We start from the raw sequence: 14,929 nt of genomic DNA, 5'->3' as shown, positions 1-14,929 counted from the left end.
AACAGCCAACGCCTCCAACCCCCCACCCCCCGCCTACGAAGCAATCCCCGCAGGCCACTTCGACCCCCGAGACCTGACCGACTTCCAGCTCGACGAACTCGTGCACCGGATCATCGGCCGCATCACCCGCCTCATCCGCACGGAACTCCGCCTGGACCGCGAACGAATCGGCAAACTCCGCGACCCCCGCCGCTGACCAACACGCCACCGCACCACACCGCAACCCACCGCTCCGCACCGCAACAACAGAAAGGCAGGCCCACCCCGATGTCCCGCCTCGACCCGGGTTCCACCATCTGGTTCACCCTCAGCATCGACGGCGAGAGCCTCGGCTACTTCAACGGGTGCGACGGGCTGTCGTCGACGGTGGAAGTCGAGCACCGGCAGGAAGGCGGCAACAACGGCTTCGTCTGGCAACTCCCCACCCGTGTCACCTTCTCCACCATCCGGCTGACCCGCCCGCTCACCCCGGACACCGCGAAGGTCGCCAAGTGGATCTCCTCCGTGCAGACCGGGATCAAGCGGCCCACGGGGCAGATCGCGGCGCTGCGCGCGGACGGTTCGGAGGTCGCGCACTGGGGGCTCATCGACGTGCTGCCCGTCAGCTGGCAGGGGCCGTCCCTCGACCCCGCCGGACCGGCCGTAGCCACCGAGGTCCTGGAGATCGCCCACCACGGATTCACGGACTGAGCGGGGGCGGGAGACAGACCATGGCCACCAGCAGAGGCGCGGGCAAGAGCCTCGTCCGGGCGAGCCTCGCCATCCACGAGCCACCCGTCGGCGGCAGCACCACCCCGGGCGGACTCATCAAGACCTTCGCCTTCGACTTCAACCCGGCGCAACTGTCCCTCACCCGTCGCGCCCAGTGGAAGACGACCCCCGCACAGATCGAACGGGACGGTTCCCTCCCGGAGTTCATGGGTTCACAGCCGCGCGAGATGGGCGTGGAGATCTTCCTCGATTCCTCCGACGAGCCGACCAGCAACTCGGTGCTGAAGAAGGTCGAGTCGCTCCTCGCCTGTTGCGATGTGACCACCAAGTCCATTGCCGCCAAACAGCCTTCACCGCCGTGGGTCGTGTTCCAGTGGGGGTCCTTCTCCACCGCCCGGTTCACCTCCTACGTCTCCTCCGTCGAGGCCGCCTACTCCCTCTTCGGGACGACCGGCGTACCCATCCGCGCCACCTGCCGACTCCAACTGCACGAGATCCCGAGCAACACCAAGGGCCAGAACCCGACTTCGGGCGCCCTCACCGCACAGCGCGTCCACCGGGTCGTAGCGGGCGACTCCTTGCAGTCGCTGGCCTGGCGGGAGTACGGCGACTCCGCCGCGTGGCGGGCGATCGCCGAGGCCAACGGGATCGACGATCCGACGCGGCTCACGAACGGTGTCGAGCTCGTGCTGCCGGCCGCCGAGGAGGTGCGTTCCTGATGGTGAAGTCCGCGTTCTCGAACGTCGTCGAGGTGAAGATCGGCGGGGCCAAGATTCCTTCCGAGTACGCCCGTTACCTCGTCGACAGCTACGTCGACCAGGGCGTCGGCGTGCCCGCCGCGTTCCGGCTCACCTTCCGGGATCCGAACCGGCTGATCCTCGGGAAGCTCGGGGTCACCTTCGGCACGAAGGTCGTCATCGCGCCGGTCGCCGACGGGCAGGGTGCCTCCGATCCGGTACTGACCGGTGAAGTCACGGGACTTGAGGCCGACTACGACGGCACAGGCACCTTCACCGTCGTGCGTGGTTACGACTTCGGGCACCGGTTGCTGAGGCAGCGCCGCGTCGCCGCCTACCGCAACCAGAGCGCGTCCGACATCGCCCGCAAACTCGCCGCCCAGGACGGGGTGCCGATCGGGAAGATCACGTCGACGCGGACCGTGTACGAGTTCATCTCCCAGTCCAACGTGACCGATTGGGACTTTCTCGCCCGGCTCGCCGACGAGAACGAGATGGTCATGTCGGTCGACGCGGACGGCAAGTTCCAGTTCGTGGAGCCGAAGCCGTCGTCCGGTGCGCCGTCGCCCGAAACCGACGGCGACAAAAGCCCGTTCGTGCTCCAGGCCAGGCACGACATCCTGCGGCTGCGGGCCGCCGTGACCGCCGCCGACCAGGTCGGCACCGTCGAGGCGCGCGGCTGGGACGTCACCACGAAGAAGAAGCTCACCGCCACCTCACCCGGCGCCTCGAACCCGGCCATCGGCATCGGGACCACCCCGGGCGCGGCAGCGGGGAAGTTCAAGACGGCCAAGCTGGTCGAGACGGGCACGCCCTACGACAAGCAGACCGAAGTGAAGTTCGCCGCCGCCGCCCTCGCCGACGACGTGACGTCCTCCTTCGCCGAGCTGGAGGTCGTCGCGCGCGGAAATCCCAAGCTGCGCCCGGGAGTTCCGGTCGCGCTCGCGGGCGTGGGCTCGCCCTTCGAGGGCAAGTACACGGCCACCTCCGTACGGCACGTCTTCGGCGACGGCACGCACTACGAGACCTGGGTGACGGTCAGCGGACGGCAGTGGCGTTCGCTGTACGGGCTTGCCTCGGGTGGTTCGGAGACCGCGCCACGGCTGCCCGGCGTCGCCAACGCCGTGGTCACCGACGTCAATGACCCGCTCAAGCAGGGGCGGGTGCGCTTGCAGTTCCCTTGGCTGGACGACACGTACGTCAGCGACTGGACGCGCACCGTGCAGTGGGGCGGGCTCGGTGGGGGCGGGATCTTCCCCATGGACGTCAATGACGAAGTGCTGGTCGCCTTTGACCGGGGGGCACTTGACCATCCGTTCGTGATCGGCGGGCTCTACAACGGCAAGGACAAGCCGACCGTCGTCGGTGACGTACCGCTGCACGACGCCGTGCGGAAGAAGGCGAGCCGGCACACCGTCTCCGACCGGGACGGCAACCGGATGGACCTGCTCAGCCAGAAGACCGGTGGCCGTAAACAAGGTGTCCGACTGGCCTCCGGGGACAAGCAGTTGACCATCACCCTGGACCGCACGAACACCGAGATCGTCGTGGACAGCAGGGGCAGCGTGACCATCAAGGGCAGCCGCTCGGTATCGGTCGAGGCCGGTACCGATCTCACCCTCAGCGCCCGGCGGAGTCTGACCATCAAGAGCGGCGGCCTCCTGAACATCGAGGGGCGCGGGCTGGTCAACATCAAGTCGACCACCGGAGCGATCACGTTGGACGCGATGGGCGCCCTCAACATGAAGGCACTCGGCAACGCGATGCTCACCGCGGGCGCGAGCGTGCAGGTCAACTCCATCGGCAACGTGGGCATTCGGGCCGTCACCGTGCCGATCATGGGCGTCGTCACCCTCAACGGCCTCGTCCCGATGGTGATTCCGGCATGAGGGGCGCAACGGGCAAGGACACGAGGGGCCCAACGGGCGAGGACATGAGCGGCCCAACGGGCAAGGAACGGGCGGGTGTTGTCTGATGGCCGAACAATTCGTGGGCTCCGGCTGGTCGTTCCCGCTGCGCATCGGGCCGACCGGCGGCATCGCGCTGGTCAGCGGGGAGCGCGAGGTCGAGGAGGCGATCCGGCTCGTCCTGTCGACGGCGCCGGGCGAGCGGCCGATGCGGCCCGACTTCGGCTGCGCGATCCACGACCTGGTGTTCGCGCCGGTCAACGAGCAGACCGCGGGCCGGATCCAGCACGAGGTGCACGTCAGCCTCGACCGCTGGGAGCCGCGCATCGAGGTCGACGACGTCGAGGTCACCGCGGGCACCGAGCAGAGCGTGCTGTACATCGACGTCCGCTACTCGATCCGCGGCACCAACAACCCGCGCAGCCTCGTCTTCCCCTTCTACGTCATCCCGTCCCACGACGAGCCGGACACCTCCGGTACGCCCGGCACGGCTGCTGAAAGCGACAACTGACCGATGGCCCTGCCCTCCCCGAACCTCGACGACCGCCGCTTCCAGCAGTTCGTCGACGACGCCAAGCGCTACATCCAGCAGCGCGCCCCGGAGTGGACCGACCACAACGTCTCCGACCCCGGCGTCACCCTCGTCGAGACGGTCGCGCACATGGCCGACCAGATCGTCTACCGCCTCAACCGGGTACCGGACAAGAACCACTTGGCCTTCCTCGACCTGGTCGGCATCACCCTCTTCCCGCCGTCCGCGGCCCGCACCGACGTCACGTTCTGGCTGTCGGCGCCCCAGGAGGAACCGGTGCACGTGCCGCTCGGCACCGAGGTGGCGACGATGCGCACCGAGGGCGAGGAGGCGGTCGTCTTCGCCACCGAGCGCGAACTCGCCGTCGTACCAAGTGCGTTGCGGCATCTGGTCGTGCAGCAGCGGGGCAAGCAGGTCGTCGACCGGACGCACGACCTCGCCGAGGGCAATCACGTCATGTGCTTCGCCGAGTCGCCCGACCCCGGCGACTCCATGCTGTTCGGCCTGACCGCCGCCGTCCCGCACTGCGCCCTCGCCCTCGAACTCGACAGCCGCGTCGACGGAGTTGGCGTCGACCCGCGCCAACCGCCCCTGGTGTGGGAGGCGTGGACGGCCGACGGCTGGCAGGCGTGCGAGGTGGACCGCGACGGCACCGGCGGCCTCAACCGCCCCGGCGCGGTCGTCCTGCACATCCCCGGCGGCCACACCCTGTCCCGCAACGGCGGCCAGGAAGCCGGCTGGCTGCGCTGCCGCGTCACCGAACCCCACTCCGACCAGCCCTTCTACACCACCTCGCCGACCGTCCGCTCCGCCGAGGCCTTCACCATCGGCGGCACCACCACCGTCGTCCACGCCGACACGGTCTACGACGAAGCGCTCGGCGAGTCCACCGGCCTCCCCGGGCAGCGGCTGCGGCTCTCCCACACACCGGTCGTCGGCGACGCCGTACCCCTGCTCCTCCAGACCGCCGAGCACGACGGCTGGACGGACTGGCAGGTCGTCCCGCACTTCGCCGCCTCCGGCCCCGACGACCGCCACGTCACCCTCGACGCTGCCACCGGCGAACTCGCCTTCGGACCCGCAGTCCGCGAACCCGACGGCTCCCTGCGCCAGTACGGCATGGTCGCCCCCAAGGGCGCGGTGATCCGCGCCCGCCGCTACCGCACCGGCGGCGGCCGGGCCGGCAACGTGGCACGCGGCGCGGTGCAGATCCTGCGCAGCTCCATCCCGTATGTCTCCGAGGTCGTCAACCGCGAGGCCGCGCGCGGGGGAGTGGACGGCGAGACGGTCCAGGAGGCCAAGACCCGCGCCCCGATCACCCTGCGCGCCCAGGAACGAGCGGTCACCCTCCGGGACTACGAGGAACTGTCCCGCCGGGCCGCCCCCGAGACCGCGCGCATCACCTGCCTGGAAGGTGACGAGGAGGAGCACGGGGCTTACGCGGTACGGGTGTTGGTGGTCCCCCAGGCCGTACCCGACCCGGGTGGCCGACTGCGCTTCGAGCAACTGGTCCCCGGGGACGCCCTGTTGGACCGCATCACTCGCCATCTCGACGAACGGCGGCTGATCGGGACCCGGTTGGCGGTCGGCCCGCCGTTCTATCAGGGCGTCACCGTGGTCGCCACGGTCCACGCCTTCCGGGGTGTCGACACCGACCGGGTGCGCCGCCAGGCCCACGATGCCCTCTACCGTCACCTCGATCCGCTCACCGGCGGATCGGACGGAAAAGGCTGGCCGTTCGGACGACCCGTGCAGTCCGGCGAGGTCTTCGCGGTGCTCCAGCGGGTGCCCGGCGTCGAGTTGGTCGACGAGGTGGTCCTGCACCCGGCCGACCCGCTCACCGGCAAGCGCGGCGACCCGACCGACCGCATCGACCTGGAGCGGCCGTCACTGGTGTTCTCCTTCGACCACCGCGTCCGCGTGATCGGAGACGGTGCGTGAAACCCATCAACTGTCGCCCGGGAGGCTCGCGTTGAGAGGATCAGTGGACGGCCTCGGCTCCTCCGCGCCGATCGGCGCCATGCTGCCCGCCGTGTTCGCCGACGACGACCTCGCCCAGCGTTTCGTCGCCGGGCTCGACGAGGTCGTAGCGCCGATCCTGAGTGTGCTGGACTGCCTCGACACGTACTTCAGGCCGTCGCTCGCACCGCTGGATTTCGTTCAGTGGCTGGGGAGTTGGGTCGGTGCCGAGACCGACGGCAGTGAACCGGAGGAACGGCTGCGGGCCGCCGTGGCCGCCGCCACGTACCTCCACCGTATTCGCGGCACCCGGCGCGGGCTGGCCGAAGCCGTCCGGCTCGCCTTCGGTGTCGAACCGGAGATCACCGAGAGCGGCGCCGCCGACTGGAACGCCCGCCCGCTCGGCCCGGTGCCCGGCGAGCGCAGCCCCCGGCTTCACGTCCACCTGCGGCTGCCCGCGCCGACCACCCTCGACACCCACCGCCTGGACGCCCTCGTGGCGGCCGCCCGCCCCGCCCACATGCCGTACACGGTCCAGGTGACCGCCACCGTGCTCGCCGAAAGGAATCCCGAGAGATGACGACCACCCAGAGCTGCGCCGAATGCGGAACCCGCGCGGAACCGGGCCAGTCGTTCTGCGATGCCTGCGGCGCCGTCCTGAGCTGGACGGACCGCGCGGGCGCCCGCACCGGGGCCCCGGCGGCCGAGCGCGGTGAGGCCGCCGGCGGCGACCCGGGCCGGGACGCCTTCTCACAGTCCAACCAAGCCTCCGCGCAAGGGAGTTCGGCCTCGGACGACCCCTCGGCCCGACTGGACGCACTGTCACGGCAACTGGACGCCTTGGCCGCGGGCGGCTCGTACGACTCGGTCGGCGCGGGCGCCCGCCAGGAGCCGGCGAGCGGTGAGGCCTCCGGCGTTTCTACGACTCCTCACGCATCCGGCGCCGCCACGACCCACCCCGCGCACCCCGCGACCACGGACCCGACTCCCGCGCCCGACGCGCCGTACGGCCACCGTGACGCGCCCGCGACCCGCACCCCCTCCACGACCGACACCGCCCCCACCGAACCGGTCCCCGCCACCGCGCCGCAACCGGAGTCCGAGGCCGAGCGCGCCCGGCGGCTCCTCGTCCCGGTCTCCGACCCGGAGCCGCGCCAGGCCCCCTCCGTCGCCCCGGTCCTGCCCGGCCGCCCGGTCGCCGCGCGCCCCCAGTCCGTACGGGCACCCGGTGTCGAACCCGGTGCCATGGGCGGCGTGCCCTGCCCCTGGTGCGCCACGGCCAACCGGCCCGACCGGCACTACTGCGCCCGCTGCGCGATGCCCATGGCCGGCGAGGAGCGAGCCCCCGGCCAACTGCCGTGGTGGCGGCGGCTGTTCGCGTTCCGGAACGGTGAGATCCCGTGGGCGGGCGACCGGCCCCGGCTGCGTCGTACCTTCGACCGGGTGCTGACCTGGGTGGGCGCCGCGATCGTACTGACCCTGCTGATCGTGCTGGCCGTCAACATCCCGCGTGCCGTGGACGCGACCAAGGACCACTTCGCCAAGCGGGCCCCGGTCTACCCGGACCGGGTCAGCGCCTCCCGTTCCTTCCCGGGGCACAAGCCGGAGCTGGCCTTCGACCGGCTGAACAACACCTGGTGGGGGCCGGGGGTGAGCCAGGCGGGCAAGGGGCAGTGGCTGGAGGCGCAGTTCGACGAGCCGACCCGGCTGCTGGACCTGATGATCACCCCGGGCGTCTCCACCCGACCCGACCAGCTCAACCAGTCGGCACTCCCGCACCGGATCGAGGCGGTGATCACCACGGCCAAGGGCAAGACGATCACCCGCCAGATCACCCTGGACCAGGGGGCGGGCGCCCAGCGCCGTTCCTTCCGGGTCGGCACGGTCACGTCGGTCCGCTTCACCATCGAGTCCGCCTACGGAACCTCCGGCAGCAAGCAAGTGTCCATCGCCGAGATCGAGTTCTTCGGCCCGTCGAACGCGGGCGGTTCCTGACGGGCGGTCCCTACGGCGGCCGGTGCCTCAGGCGTAGTCGGTCGCGGGGACCGTGCCGTAGCGGCTCATCGTCTCGATCGTCGACTCGGTGTTGAACTCCCGGCCGCCGGCGATCATGTCCCGCAGGTCGCGGAAGTACTGCACGAACAGGTCGGGCGTGAAGGTGTTGATCATCACCGCGGGCTCGTCGCCGGGGTTGGCGAAGGTGTGCGGGGCGCCCGGCGGGATCATCGCGAGGGTGCCGGCGGGGGCGACGTGGACGGTCTCGCCGATGGTGAAGTGCACGATGCCGGAGACGACGTAGAAGCCCTCGTCGTGCTGGGCGTGGCGGTGCTGCGGCGGGCCCTGGGTGTGCGGGGCGAGGGTGATCTCGCCGATGCCGAGACGGTGGCCGGTGGTGCTGCCGTCCTCCAGGATGCGCATCGTGACCGGGCCCAGCTGGATCGACTCGCCGTCGTCCGGACCGACCACGGAGACCTCGTTCATCGCCGACTCCCTTGTGTGTGGCGCCAGTTGAGTGCTTGCTGCGCTGTGGCGCGCCCTCAGAACAGTAGGTGGACATCTCTCGTTATGCAAGCAGACTCTCACAATGAGAGCTTGTCGTGATAACGTGAGGGAGACGGACGGCAACGACGAGCGAATACGGGGAAGTGACGCACCGATGGCGACAGCACAGACGGACACGGGCCGCAGCAATCAGAAGAAGCGCACCCGTACGGCGATCGTCGAGGCGGCCCGCGGGCTGATTGGCACGGGCAGCGAGGTGACGATGCCCGAGGTCGCCCGTGTCGCGCTGGTCTCCGAGGCCACCGCCTACCGCTACTTCCCCGACCTGCCCTCGCTGATCGGCGAGGCCCTGGCCGGTGTCTGGCCCGACCCCGTCGACGCGCTCGGCCCGGTCGCCGACTCCCGCGATCCGGTCGAACGGATCGCGTTCGCCTGCGAGTTCCTGCTCCGCGGCACCCTCGCCCGGCAGGGTGGGGTGCGCGCGATGATGGCCGCGACCATCGTCCGCCCCGACACGGCGAACGTGCGCCCCGGCATCCGCTTCGGCCTCATCGACCACGCCCTCGCGCCCCTGGCGGCCACCCTCGGGGAGACCGACCCGGACGCGTTCACCCAGCTCAAGCGGGGCCTCGCGGTGGTCATGGCCTCGGACGCCCTGTTCACTCTCACCGACCAGTGCGGGCTCACCCCCGACGAGGCGATCACCAGCGCCGTACGCACCGCGAAGACCCTGACGGAGGCGGCGGTGCGCACGGCGACGGAGGGCCAGTAGCTCTCAACTGCCGTGCGGCGCACCGGTTGTCGGGTCGGACGCCAGCCAGTGGCCGTCCGTGGTCCAGCCGAGGAGGCGGCGGGTACGACCCCCGTCCGCCGTGCCGTCGGCGCCGAAGGTACCGCCGTCGGCGACCAGACGTAGTCCCGCCATCGCGGGGCCGAGGCGGATGAGGACGTGGGCGGGGTGACGGGCCACCTCCTCGTCCAGATCGTCGAGCACCCGCCGCTGCTCGGAGGGCGGGCAGAGGGACAGATGGAACACCAACTGCCGCCAGGCGTACGCCGCGTCCTTGATCGTGGAGTACGGCCACGGGTCGCGGTGCACCCGGGCCGTCAGCCGGCACACGGTGCCGAAGCAGCGGCGCGCCAGGTCGGCCCAGCCCGGCTCGGGGGCGATGCCGACCCGGTGGACCAGCGTGGCGAGGTTGTGCGTGGTCAGGATCTGGGACTGCTCGATCACCTTGCCGTTGGCCGCCACCCAGGACCCGGACGAGGAACCGGACTTCGGCCCCGCCGGAGCCGAGGACGCCGCCGCGGCCCGCTCCGCACACAGCCGCGCGAACCCCGGGGACGTCCGGGGCCCGGCCCCGGCCTTGCCCGACCGGCCCGCAGCCTTGCCTCCCGCTACCTCTACGGCCGCTTCGGCGATCGCCAGTTCGCGGATCGCCGCGTAGTCGATGCCGTAGTACCGCTCGTACAGCGAACCGCCGAGCAGCTCGCCCGCGATCCGGGCCGCCACCAGGAACTTGGGGCCGAAGGTGTCCATGAAGATGTCGGCGGCCAGCTCCTCCACCAGCGGGGCGCCCAGGCCGGACTGGCGGGCGAGCACGCCGAGTTCGCGCACCAGCGGGTTGGGCAGGATCGTGCCCGGGAACCCCTGTACCGCCAGTTCGCCCAACTGCCGTAGCAGCAGGGCCGATTCGGCCGTGCCGTCGCCGCGCTGCGCGGACACCGCCCGCACCCAGGGCAGTTCCTCGATCCGGACCTGCCCCTCCAGGTTGAGCAGGAGCAGCGAACGGCGGTTGCGGAACGCGCGGTAGTTCGCGGCCATCAGCGTCCGCAGCGCCTCGTCGTCGTAGGCCCGCGCGGTGGCGACGGCGACCAACCGCGGTACCAGTTCGGCCAGTACCTCGGCCGAGGGGACGACTCCCCGCTCCACCAGGGTGGCCACCGGTGCGCTGAGTGCGCCCTCGACCACCCGGCTGATGGCGGGCGGGAGTTGGGCACCGGCGGGCAGGCCGGTCTCCCGCTGCTCCGGCTCGGAGACCGGGGCGAGTACGGGTGCGAGGTCGGCGATGCCCGACTCCTGGGGCAGCCCGGCGAGGCGGCCCACGACCACGTCCGCCAGGGCGTGATGGGAGGGGAGCGCGGCCTGGACCCGCTGTACGCCCCGCAGTTCGGTGTGCGGTGCCGAGCCCGGCAGACCGCGCCGCCGCACCATCGACGTGATGGCATGCCGCAGCAGCCCGAGCCGCCGCGCGTCCAACACCCGCCCGGCGACGGTCTCTTCCAGCGCGATGTGCAGAATGCCCAGGTTCTCCTTGGGGTTGCGATGCTTCCCGCAGCGGGTGTGCTCCTCGGCCAGCAGCTGGTAACGGCTCAACAGACCGGCACCGCGCTCCAACCAGTCCGCATCCGGGACGAGTTCGAGCACCCGCCCGTCCTCCCCGCCCGCCGTCTCCAGCCAGTGCGCGAGCAACTCGTCCCCGAACGGCTGCCATACGGCGAGTGCCTCGCGCTGTGTCTCCACGGCGGCGTTCGGGCGCCGCCGGGCCAGCCGGTCCACGGCGTCGGAGACGGTACGGCGGTGCAGCGTGTCGGTGACGTCCGGCGCGGGCCGACCGGTCGACGGGCGTGGCAGGAACCGGAGTTGATCCGCGAACGGCTCCAACTCCGCGATCAGGTCCAGCGCGGCGGCCGTCTCCCCGTGCCGCACGAGCCACGCCATGGTGAGCAGTGCACCCTCCTCGGGCACGGTCACCTCGTACCGCCCGCTGTTCAACTGCCCCCACAACCAGGCGAGTCCGGTGTCGGTGAGACAGTGCGCGAACAGCGCCCGCCGGTCCGCGGGCACCCCGAACCGCTCCGCGAGCCGCGTCTCGTACGGCTGGAGCGGGCCGCCCGCGCTCGGGTTGCCCGTGGCGAAGCCGCCGTGCACCACTTCGGGGGTGACCCAGGCCGGGAGCCCGGCCACCGGGGTGCGCGAACCGATCGACAGCAGACCGTCGGCCATCCCCGCGAGCACGGCACGCCAGCGCGTCACACGACCCTCCGCGCGACGCCGGGTGTCGGCGTCCTCGTGGGTCAGCGCGGTCCTGAAGGCCTTGGCCAACTGCCCCTGGGCATAGCCGGGGTTCGCGGTGAGGTGCTGCTGCTCAGCGTCGTCGTCCATAAGCCGGCGTGGCAGGTCCTGCCCCTGCGCCCTCCGGGATAAGAGCCCGGTGCTCTGCTGCTGAGCTACACGCCGATGAGCAGCGACGTTAGCCGCGGGACGGGCGGCCGTACAAGGGGATTTCGACGTAGGGTGAGGCGGGGGAGATGATCGTGGGAGCAGAGCCGTCGAGCACACCGAGCCGCTGGTTCGGCGGAATTCGCTTTGGCGTCCTTTTCGGTGGGCTGACCGCAGTGGTGACCGTTGCTGCGATCGGGAGGGCATGGTCTGCCTGCGACATCGGCGTCAACGCAGGGGCCAACAGCGCGACTCTGCTGTTTCTCGCGCCTCTCATATGGATCGCCGCCGCGGCTCCATGGGTGATCCTGCACGGCACCCTCGGAAGACGCCATCGCAGGACAGCCCTGCTGGCAGGGCTCGTCTTCGCCTTGTGGTTCACCTGGTTCCTCGTCACATGGCTCGGCATGCCGGACTCCTACCCCGACCCCTTCTGCCCGGACAGCGTTCCGCCCTGGTGGCCGAGCTTCATCCCGGCATGACTCAGCCCTGCTGACGCTCAGCAGGGGTGGACGGTCCCTGTCCATGCCACCTCGTCGGCGAATGCGCCGGTCACAGCACCTTCCGGTGGACCAGCGCCGACAGCATCAACGCCCCCGGCAGCAACGGCACCCACACCGTCAGGACCCGGTACCCGATGACGCTCGCCGTGGCCAGGTCCATGGGGGCGCCGAACGCGACCATCGTGAACACCGTCGCCGCGTCCACCGGGCCGATCCCGCCGGGTGCGGGTACGGCGCCGACCGCGGTGCTGGCGGCCAGGAACGCGAGGACGACCTGGGCCCAGGACAGCGGCATGCCGAGCGAGGCCCCGACCGAGAAGATCACGGTCGCCTGAAGGACCGGCGCTGCCGCCGCTCCGCCCCAGAGGGCGAGGATGCGGCTGGGCATGGTGTGCAGCTGGCGTACGTCGGTCAGGGCGGTGCGGACGCAGCGGAGCGCCGGGCGGCGCAGCGGACGTACGAAGGTCAGGAGCACGGCGGCCGTGGCGAGCGCGGCGCCCAGGCCGCCGAAGGCGAGGACCAACGACCAGCCCCGTGGGACAAGTTGGCCGAAGCTCAGCATCTCGGGGAAGGTGATGAGGAAGGCGAGGAGCACGATGGTCTTCGCGATCGGCCGGACGAGTGAGTACAGGGCGAGCGAGGCGGTGGCGCGGGCGAGGGGGATGCCGCGGCCCTGGAGGAAGCGCAGCGTGACGGCGTGCGCGCCGATGCTGGCCGGCAGCGCGTGGTTGGCCGCGCCGGCGGCGAACTGGGAGGCGATCAGCAGACCGGTCGGCAGCCGCTCGGGCACGGCACCCTGGCGGACCAGGGCGGCGGTGCCCCAGCCGAGGCAGGTGAAGAAGAACGCGGCGAGCAGCCACCAGGGGTCGGCGGCGGCGAGCCGGGCCGTGCCGGCGTACATGGCACGCCAGTCGACCGCCGCCCACACCGCGATCAGCAGCAGGGGCAGCAGGGTCAGCACCTTGGTGGCGAGGCGTGCCGCGGAGGGAAGGCGGAAGGGGAGGGGGACGGGGGCGGAGGTGGTCGGCGTGGCATCGGGGCCGGCGGTGGAGGCGGGGAGCGGCCCGGGGATGTCTTCGAGCGGAAGCAGGGACACGTGGCGAAACGTTCCCGTCCGGTATGACGTCGCGGTGTCCGGAAGCGGAAGGGGCGCGGGCGGCTGGGCGACGCGGACGGCATGAATGGCTTGAAGGGCCCGCGTGAACGCACCGGGCGCACCACCGGCACCATCCGCTCGCTCAACCACGCCACCACCCCAGATCATTGCCTGAATCAACAATCCATCGGTTTGTTGACTTTAGGTTGAGCGAGCCATTTCAATTCCAGTATGACCCACGCCGAGCGTATGTCCGCCGCCGTCACCGCCCTGCCCGTCGACCTCGACGAGGCGGCCCACCGCTGTCTGGTCGCCGGGTTCGACGGCACGACAACGGTGCCGGACATGCTCAAGCGCCTCATCGACCGCGGCCTCGGCGGCGTCATCCTGTTCACCCGCAATGTGCGCGACGCCGAGCAGGTCCGCCGGCTCACCGACGAACTCCGCGCGCTGCGCCCCGACCTCCTCGTGGCCATCGACAACGAGGGCGGCGGCATCGGCCACCTGGTGGGCGCCGGAGCCCCGGACGTCCCCGGCTCCTACGCCCTCGGAGTCGTCGACGACCCGGCCCTGACCGCCCGCTGCGCCGACGCGCTCGCCGGTCACCTCGCCACCCTCGGCATCACCGCTTCGTACGCGCCCGTCGCCGACCTCCAGCACCAACCGCGCAACCCGATCGTGCGCACCCGTTCCTTCGGCGCGGACCCCGATCTGGCCGCCCGCCATCTGCGCGCCTGGATCACCGCCACCGACATACGAGGCATCGCCTCCTGTGCCAAGCATTTCCCGGGCCACGGCGGCACAATCACCGACAGCCATCACGGTGTGGCCATAGATCCCCGCCCGTACGACGAACTCCTCGTCGATCTCGAACCGTTCCGCGCCTCCATCGCCGCCGGCGTGCCGATGCTGATGAGCGCCCACGTCGTCTTCCCGGCTCTGGACGCCAACCGCCCCGCCACCCTCAGCCGCCGCATCCTCGGTGATCTGCTCCGCCTCGAACTCGGCTTCGACGGCGTCCTGGTGAGCGACGCGCTGGAGATGAAGGCGATCGCCGACGCGTACGGCGAAGCCGCCGGGGCCCGTATCGCGCTGGCCGCCGGAGCGGACCAAGTCATCGTCGCCGTACCGGACTTGGATGTAACCCTCGCCTGCCGGGACGCCGTGCTCGACGCGCTGCACTCGCAGGTGCTGCCCGAGGAGCGGGTGTGGGAGGCGGCAGGGCGGGTGCGGCGGCTCGCCGAGCGGTACGCGACCCCGCGCCGGAGGGTCGGCGCCTGGGACGGGGACGCGGGACTTGAGGCGGCCCGCCGTGCCGTACGCACCCGGACCCTGCCCCCGCCGGTACGTGGCGCCCACGTCGTCGACCTGTTCCCGGCCCCGCACCCCGCCCTGAACTGGGGCGGCGAGGACCTCCTCACCGCACTCCGCGCGATCGACCCCACGGCCACCGGCACCGCCCTCACCACGGAACCGGCCGACCCCGCCGCCCTCGTCGACACGATCCTGCGCGAGGGCACCCCGCTGATCGTCGCCACCTCCGACGCAGGCCTGCACCCCTGGCAGACCCGGCTGCGCGACACGCTGCTGGCCCGGCGCCCCGACGCCGTCCTGGTCGACACCGGACTGCCGGAGGACGGCGCCCTCTGCTCCTACGGCCGGGGCCGGGTCAACCTGCGGGCGGTCGCGGAGGTGCTGGCGGGCGCGTGACCGCCGGACACGGGCACGCGATCACCCACCACATGACTGTCAGCGACCA

The 14,929-nt window shown here is 71.3% G+C and carries 13 protein-coding genes, 1 tRNA gene and 1 pseudogene; 11 read left to right on the top strand and 4 right to left on the bottom strand.

Annotation, left to right across the window (positions count from 1 at the left end):
* From SPR02S_RS57435 to SPR02S_RS41055, 8 genes and pseudogenes are all read left to right on the top strand, one after another.
* Window positions 1-196, top strand: a pseudogene (locus tag SPR02S_RS57435) (hypothetical protein); the annotation flags it as partial.
* A gap of 71 nt (window positions 197-267) precedes the next feature.
* Complete coding sequence (locus SPR02S_RS41085; RefSeq protein WP_019062858.1) at window positions 268-690, top strand: phage tail protein; 423 nt, start codon at window positions 268-270, stop codon at window positions 688-690.
* A gap of 20 nt (window positions 691-710) precedes the next feature.
* Window positions 711-1,430: a CIS tube protein gene (locus tag SPR02S_RS41080; RefSeq protein ID WP_019062857.1), complete on the top strand. Its 720-nt coding sequence runs from the start codon at window positions 711-713 to the stop codon at window positions 1,428-1,430.
* Window positions 1,430-3,337, top strand: a complete 1,908-nt coding sequence (locus tag SPR02S_RS41075; RefSeq protein WP_019062856.1) for a VgrG-related protein — start codon at window positions 1,430-1,432, stop codon at window positions 3,335-3,337. The genes SPR02S_RS41080 and SPR02S_RS41075 overlap by 1 nt, the downstream gene beginning before the upstream one ends.
* Before the next feature lie 85 nt (window positions 3,338-3,422).
* A complete protein-coding gene (locus tag SPR02S_RS41070; RefSeq protein WP_019062855.1) occupies window positions 3,423-3,866 on the top strand; it encodes a GPW/gp25 family protein in 444 nt (147 codons plus the stop codon).
* A 3-nt stretch (window positions 3,867-3,869) separates the two neighbouring features.
* Window positions 3,870-5,828 carry a putative baseplate assembly protein gene (locus SPR02S_RS41065; protein ID WP_019062854.1) on the top strand — a complete coding sequence of 653 codons (1,959 nt, stop codon included), beginning with the start codon at window positions 3,870-3,872 and terminating at the stop codon, window positions 5,826-5,828.
* A gap of 31 nt (window positions 5,829-5,859) precedes the next feature.
* Entirely contained in the window at window positions 5,860-6,426 is a 567-nt protein-coding gene (locus SPR02S_RS41060; protein ID WP_026151321.1) for a phage tail protein, read from the top strand.
* Window positions 6,423-7,841, top strand: coding sequence for a zinc ribbon domain-containing protein (locus tag SPR02S_RS41055; RefSeq protein WP_019062852.1), 1,419 nt, complete (start codon window positions 6,423-6,425; stop codon window positions 7,839-7,841). Before SPR02S_RS41060 ends, SPR02S_RS41055 begins: the two co-directional genes overlap by 4 nt.
* 27 nt (window positions 7,842-7,868) lie before the next feature.
* Here SPR02S_RS41055 and SPR02S_RS41050 read toward each other — a convergent pair whose 3' ends face one another.
* Window positions 7,869-8,327 (bottom strand): cupin domain-containing protein, encoded by a 459-nt coding sequence (locus SPR02S_RS41050; protein WP_019062851.1) that lies wholly within the window; start codon window positions 8,325-8,327, stop codon window positions 7,869-7,871.
* Window positions 8,328-8,502: 175 nt separating this feature from the next.
* Between SPR02S_RS41050 and SPR02S_RS41045 the strand changes: the two genes are divergently transcribed.
* Entirely contained in the window at window positions 8,503-9,120 is a 618-nt protein-coding gene (locus tag SPR02S_RS41045; protein WP_019062850.1) for a TetR/AcrR family transcriptional regulator, read from the top strand.
* A gap of 3 nt (window positions 9,121-9,123) precedes the next feature.
* Here SPR02S_RS41045 and SPR02S_RS41040 read toward each other — a convergent pair whose 3' ends face one another.
* A complete protein-coding gene (locus tag SPR02S_RS41040) occupies window positions 9,124-11,514 on the bottom strand; it encodes a hypothetical protein (protein WP_019062849.1) in 2,391 nt (796 codons plus the stop codon).
* Between the two features lie 3 nt (window positions 11,515-11,517).
* Window positions 11,518-11,589, bottom strand: a tRNA-Lys gene (locus tag SPR02S_RS41035).
* A 71-nt stretch (window positions 11,590-11,660) separates the two neighbouring features.
* Here SPR02S_RS41035 and SPR02S_RS41030 point away from each other — a divergent pair.
* Entirely contained in the window at window positions 11,661-12,053 is a 393-nt protein-coding gene (locus SPR02S_RS41030) for a hypothetical protein (RefSeq protein WP_052347126.1), read from the top strand.
* Between the two features lie 70 nt (window positions 12,054-12,123).
* Here SPR02S_RS41030 and SPR02S_RS41025 read toward each other — a convergent pair whose 3' ends face one another.
* Window positions 12,124-13,170, bottom strand: a complete 1,047-nt coding sequence (locus tag SPR02S_RS41025; protein ID WP_019062847.1) for a lysylphosphatidylglycerol synthase transmembrane domain-containing protein — start codon at window positions 13,168-13,170, stop codon at window positions 12,124-12,126.
* Window positions 13,171-13,401: 231 nt separating this feature from the next.
* Here SPR02S_RS41025 and SPR02S_RS41020 point away from each other — a divergent pair, with 231 nt between their 5' ends.
* A complete protein-coding gene (locus SPR02S_RS41020; protein WP_019062846.1) occupies window positions 13,402-14,880 on the top strand; it encodes a glycoside hydrolase family 3 N-terminal domain-containing protein in 1,479 nt (492 codons plus the stop codon).
* Window positions 14,881-14,929: the final 49 nt, after the last annotated feature.

It is taken from the genome of Streptomyces prunicolor NBRC 13075 (assembly GCF_000367365.1).
In the GTDB taxonomy this organism is placed as follows: Bacteria; Actinomycetota; Actinomycetes; order Streptomycetales; family Streptomycetaceae; genus Streptomyces; species Streptomyces prunicolor.
This window is presented reverse-complemented; position numbering and strand designations above follow the sequence as displayed.